This is a genomic window from Nonomuraea sp. SBT364 (assembly GCF_001083785.1).
GTDB lineage: Bacteria > Actinomycetota > Actinomycetes > Streptosporangiales > Streptosporangiaceae > Nonomuraea.
Map to the genome: position 1 here is coordinate 1 of NZ_LAVL01000288.1, position 5,494 is coordinate 5,494.

The 5,494-nt window shown below is 75.8% G+C and carries 5 protein-coding genes; 2 read left to right on the forward strand and 3 right to left on the reverse strand.

Annotated elements, in window-relative coordinates; all coding sequences use genetic code 11:
* Positions 1-84 precede the first annotated feature (84 nt).
* Together ADY59_RS46305 and ADY59_RS46310 are read left to right on the forward strand one after the other, a co-directional pair.
* Complete coding sequence (locus tag ADY59_RS46305; RefSeq protein ID WP_049577440.1) at positions 85-1,101, forward strand: hypothetical protein; 1,017 nt, start codon at positions 85-87, stop codon at positions 1,099-1,101.
* 125 nt (positions 1,102-1,226) lie between these two features.
* Positions 1,227-2,162, forward strand: coding sequence for a superoxide dismutase (locus ADY59_RS46310; protein WP_049577442.1), 936 nt, complete (start codon positions 1,227-1,229; stop codon positions 2,160-2,162).
* A gap of 3 nt (positions 2,163-2,165) precedes the next feature.
* Here ADY59_RS46310 and ADY59_RS46315 read toward each other — a convergent pair whose 3' ends face one another.
* From ADY59_RS46315 to ADY59_RS46325, 3 genes are read right to left on the reverse strand one after another with little or no spacing between them, the layout of a single operon-like run.
* A complete protein-coding gene (locus tag ADY59_RS46315) occupies positions 2,166-3,407 on the reverse strand; it encodes a gala protein (RefSeq protein WP_049577445.1) in 1,242 nt (413 codons plus the stop codon).
* Positions 3,407-4,768, reverse strand: coding sequence for an SDR family NAD(P)-dependent oxidoreductase (locus ADY59_RS46320; RefSeq protein ID WP_049577449.1), 1,362 nt, complete (start codon positions 4,766-4,768; stop codon positions 3,407-3,409). Before ADY59_RS46320 ends, ADY59_RS46315 begins: the two co-directional genes overlap by 1 nt.
* A 39-nt stretch (positions 4,769-4,807) precedes the next feature.
* Entirely contained in the window at positions 4,808-5,431 is a 624-nt protein-coding gene (locus ADY59_RS46325) for an FMN reductase (RefSeq protein WP_049577452.1), read from the reverse strand.
* Between the last annotated feature and the right edge of the window lie 63 nt (positions 5,432-5,494).

The following is a 5,494-nucleotide window of genomic DNA, read 5'->3' on the forward strand; positions in this document are numbered from 1 at the left end:
GCCCACTCCTGTGCGCCCCCTCGGGGACGCGGCGCCCCGTCCGGCCGTGCGAGTTCGTCGGTGGGGTGCGGGAGGATCGAGGGCATGATCCCCTCGCTCGGCGAGCTCGCCGCCCGCGACCGCGAGATGGCCGCGCTGCCGCTCACCGCCCACGACGTACGGGAGCGGCTGCGCGGCGGCGCGCGGCCGGTGCGCGAGGCGGTCGTCCGCGAGCTGCGGGAGGCGTCGGCGGAGGCGTGCCGCCGGGCCACCCTCGCCCTGACCCGCCTGACCGCCGACGACTACAGCCGCGAGTTCACCCTGGCCTTCACCCGCTCCGGCGGCTGGAGCGCCGGAGAGCTGACGCGGCTGTGCGAGGCGGTCAGCCGGGGCGGCAACGGCTGGCACGACCTGGAGTGGATCCACCTGCTGGGGGAGCGCGCCGCCGCGTTCCCCGCCGCCGAGCGCGAGGGCCTGTGGGCGGCCGTCGAGCTGCTCATCGACGAGACCGGTGGCTTCTACCTCGGCGCGCGCGAGAGCCGGCAGGTGCAGCGCGCGCTGGCCCCCGTCAACCCGGCGGCCCCGCCCCTGCCGCTCCCGCTCGACGGCTGGGGCGCCCTGATCCGCGCCCATCTCGGCGACCGGCCCGCCCCGCACCTGGTGGCCCTCACCGAGCACCTGACCGAAGCGGGCAGCCCACGGCCGACGAAGGCATGGCGCGGGCGCGCACTCGGCCTGCTCGCCGCCGACGGCGCGCCCGAGCTGGTGGCCGCGGCGCTGCGCGCCTTCGACGGCCCGGTCCCCGCCGGGCACGTCCATCTGCTGCGCGTCGAGCTGAACAGCGACATGGCCAGGGGTTTCGCCTGGGCCGCCGCGCTCACCGGCGCCGACGGCGCCACCGCCACCCTGGCCCGGCTGGCCGAGTCGGCGGCGGGCGGCCAGGGCGGCATGATGCTCGACCTCAAGCTGGCCGGGGCCGCCGTCAACGCGCTGGGCGAGTGCGACGGAGCGGCCGAGGCGCTGCACCGCCTGCGGCAGTCGATCAAGAGCCGGTCGCTGCGCAAGCACATCGACACCGCCCTCACCGCCGCGACCGCCCGATCGCCGTCGCCCGCTACCTGACCGGGCGGACCGACGGCGGAAAGCCTCTCCGGCCGTCGCCGGACGGCGGGGCCGTCCCTGAAAACTCGCTGTGAAGCGGGCGCTTGGGCCTTTGCGGCGACGCCCGCCCGGGAGATCGTGGCCGCATGAGATCAGCGATCCTCAAGACCGCACTCACGACCGCTCTGACCGCAGCGCTGTGCGCGATCCTGGCCGCCGGACCGCTGGTCGCGCCCGCGCGGGCGGCCACGCCGCCCGCCACCTTCGCGCTGCCCGACGGGTTCCAGCCGGAGGGGATCGAGATCGGGCCGGGCCCGTACGCCTACTTCGGCTCCCGCGCGACCGGCTCCATCTACCGCGCCGACCTGCGCACCGGCCAGGGCGAGATCATCAGCGAGGGACCGGGCACCCCGTCGCTCGGCCTCAAGTCCGACCACCGGGGCCGCCTGTTCGTCGCGGGCGGCAACGCCGGCGACGCCCGCGTCGTCGACCTGCGCACCGGCGCCGTCCTCAGGTCCTACACGCTGGCGACCGGCACCTCGTTCGTCAACGACGTCCTGCTGGCCCGCGACGCCGCGTGGATCACCGACTCGGCCAACCCCGTCCTGTACAAGCTGCCGCTCGGCCGCCACGGCGCGCTCCCCGCCGAAGCCGTCACGATCCCCCTCACCGGCGCCCTGCGGTACACCACCGGCATCAACGCCAACGGCATCGCGCCCACCCCCGACGGCCGGAAGCTGCTGATCGTCCAGTCCAGCACCGGCAAGCTCTTCAGGGCCGACCCGCGCACCGGCGCCACCACCGAGGTCGACCTCGGCGGCGAGCTGCTCACCAACGGCGACGGCCTCCTCCTGAAGGGCCGCACCCTGTACGTCGTCCAGAACCGGCTCAACACGGTCGCCGTCCTCCGGCTCAACCGTGACGGCACCGAGGGCCGCGTCGTGGACCGGCTGACCGACCCGCGCTTCGACGTCCCCACCACGGTGGCCGCCTTCGGCGGGCGCCTCTACCTGCCCAACGCCCGCTTCACCACCCCGCCGACGCCGAGCACGCCGTACACGGTCGTCTCGCTCGAACGGTGACGATCAGCGGTACACGCTGTTGATCGCAAGGAGGTCCGGGTGGGCGGGCCCGGCGGGATGCAGCAGCGCCCGGACCTCCTGCTTGAGCTGCCGGGGTATCCCCGGCCCCAGGCCCAGGTACTCCAGCCGGACCGAGGCCGCCGGCAGAGCGGGGTGGAAGTGCAGGCCGGGACCCTCGTCCGCGCACGCGGGCAGGAGGGCGTCCACGAGTGCGACGGCGCCCCGCGCGGTGAAGCCGGCGTGCCGGAGCTCCAGGCGGCGCAGCGCGCTGCCGGGCAGGGCCGCCGCCAGGGCTGCCACGCCGTCGTCGCCGATGGCGTTCGGCGGGGCGCCGAGCGCGCGTTCCGAGGGCGGCCGGCCCAGGTCCAGGAGTTCGACGCCGTCCAGGGCGGCGGCGAGCGCGCGGGCGCCGGCCGGACCGACGCCGTTGCCGCCGAGCCCGAGCGACAGCGGCCGGTCGGCCCGGGCGGCGGCCGCCAGGGCGCGCGCGCCCGCGTCGCCCAGGTGGTTGGCCGCCAGATACAGCTCCCGCACGCCGGCGTCCCGGGCCAGGGCCGCCAGCAGCCCGGCGGCGTCGGGCCCGAGGCCGTTGCCGCTCAGGAACAGCCGCTCCACCGGCACCGGCCGGTCCAGCAGCGCCTCCAGCAGCGCCCGCAGCCCGTGCGGGGTGAGGCCGGTGTTCACCAGGTCGAGCGTCCTGATCGAGGTGTTGCGGCGGAGCATCGCCGCCACCGCCGTCACGCCCGCGTCGCCGAGCGGATTGCGCTTGAGCCACAGCGCTCGCACGGTGGTGTCGTGCGCCAGCCACCCGGCCAGCCTGCCCGCGCCCTCGGCCGAGATGTGGTTGCACCCGAGGTAGAGCGTCTCCAGCCGGTGCCCGCCCGCTGCCCGGTCCGGGGAGGGCGCGCCAGGGACCTCGCCGGGGTGCTCCGCGGAGAGGGCGTCGGCGAGGGCCGCCGCGCCGGTGTCGCCCACCGAGTTGGTGCCCAGCAGCAGGTGCCGGGCGTGCGGCGAGCGGACGGCCAGGGGCAGCACGCGCAGTGCGCCCGCCACCCCGAGCGCCTGCTTGCACAGGTCCACCCGCCCGTCGGGCCGCAGCATGCCCACGGGGAAGGTCTCGGCCGCCTCCACGGGCGCCGGATCGGCGAGCCGGGCCAGCAACGGCTCCAGCCCGGTCGCCTCCGGGCCGGGCGGGGCCGTCGAGGGGACGGGGGCCGGGCATCGGACGGGTACGGGAGGCCGCATCACCACTCCACCGGGCGGTAGTTCTTCAGGAACAGTCCGTACAGCCGCTCGCCGCCGACACCCCGCACCACCGGGTCGTACACCCGGGCGGCGCCGTCGACGACGTCGAGCGGCGGCCGGAACCCGGCGGCCCGCTGGGCGAGCTTGACGGGATGCGGCCGCTCGTCGGTGACCCAGCCGGTGTCCACGCTGTTCATGTAGATGCCGGAGGTCGCGTAGTCGGCGGCCGAGGTCCGGGTGAGCATGTTCAGGGACGCCTTGGCCATGTTCGTGTGCGGGTGCCGGACGGTCTTGCCGTCGCGGGAGAAGCTGCCTTCCATCGCCGACACCTGCACCACGTACCGGTCCGGCCACGGCGAGGACTCCAGCAGGCCGCGCAGCCGCGAGGTGAGCAGGAACGGCGCGAACGCGTTCACCACCTGCACCTCCATCCACTCAGCGGGGTCCACCTCGTGCAGGCGCAGGCTCCAGCTGTTGCGGGCGCGCAGGTCGAGCGGCTGGCCGGTCTCGTCCGTACGGCCGGCGGGGAACAGGTCGTGATGCGCGGAGAGGTCCGGCGTGGCACCGGCGGGGGCGAGCGCGGCCGGGACGCCCTCCCGTAACCGGACGCGGGAGGCGGCGCCGGTCAGCGGGACCGACTCCGCCGCGTGTATCTCCCGGTAGTAGGCGGCGGGGCGGCGGATCGTCTGCGCCGCGTTGTTGACCAGGATGTCCAGGTGGTCGAACCGGTCGTGCACCGCGTCCAGGAGGCCGGCGACGCCGGGCAGGTCGAGCAGGTCGACGCCGTGCACGTGCAGCCGGTCCAGCCAGTCGCCGCTGTCGGGCAGGCCGGCGAAGCGGCGCGCGGCGTCGCGCGGGAACCGGGTCGTGACGAGCACCTCGGCGCCGTCGCGCAGCAGCTTCAGCGCCACGTGGAAGCCGATCTTCACCCGCCCGCCGGTCACCAGGGCGCGCCGCCCGCGCAGGTCGGCCCGCGCGTGCCTGCGGGCCGTGTTCTCCTCCGCGCACGACGGGCAGAGCATGTGGTAGTCGGCGTGGACCCTCCGGTAGGGCGTCCTGCAGACGTAACAGGGCCGATGCGCCTTGAGCACGCGTTCCTCGCCGCCGCCTGCCGCCGCGTCGTCCACGGGAAGCCCGGGCTCCGAGGGGTTCTGGTCGCGGTAGCGGGTGGTGGAGGCGAGCAGGGCCCGGTCGTGGTGCCTGCGCTCGTCCTGGCGGGCCCGCCTGACGGCGCGGTGCAGCTCGGCGGCGGCCGCCCGGACGGGGTCCCAGCGGGCGTCGCCGGGCTCCGCCGTCACCGCACGGGCGAGGACGCGCAGGCACGCGTCGAGATCACCCTGATCGAGGTCGGCGGCCGACATCTCAGCAGGATATCCGGAAAAGTCGGGTGATCCACTGGATTATCCCTCCCGCACCGCCGCGAGTTGCTGCTCGAACGGGACGACCTCCTCGACCACCGGCCCGCCGTCCGCCGGCTCGTCCGCCGGCGGGGTCAGGCGGAGCATGAGGTCCGCCAGTTCCCCGGAAGCGCGGGCGATGCGGTCGGGGAGGGCGCCGGTGAAGGCGTCGCCGGTGCCGCCCCAGTCCTCCGACGCCGCGTACACCGCGGTGGGCACGACCACGGCGCGCAGGTAGGCGAACAGCGGGCGCAGCGCGTGCTCCAGCGCGAGCGAGTGCCGCGCGGTGCCGCCGGTGGCGGCGATGAGCACCGGCGTGCCCGCCAGCGCGTCCGGGTCCAGCAGGTCGAAGAACGACTTGAACAGCCCGCTGTAGGACGCGCTGAACACCGGCGTGACCGCGATGACCCCGTCGGCCTCCGCCACGGCCTCCAGCGCCGAGCGGAGCCGGGCGCCGGCGAAGCCGGTGACGAAGTTGTTGGCGATGTCCACCGCCAGCTCCCGCAGCTCGACGACGCGCGGTCCGGAGCCGCCGAGCCGCTGCCCGGCCGCCTCGGCGAGGCGGTCGGCGAGCAGGCGGGTGGAGGAGGGCTGGGTCAGTCCCGCCGTGACGACGACGAGCTTCATACGGATCTCCTTTACGACTGGGCGGCGGGCTGAGGGGCGGGCTGGGCGGCCCGGGTGGACGGC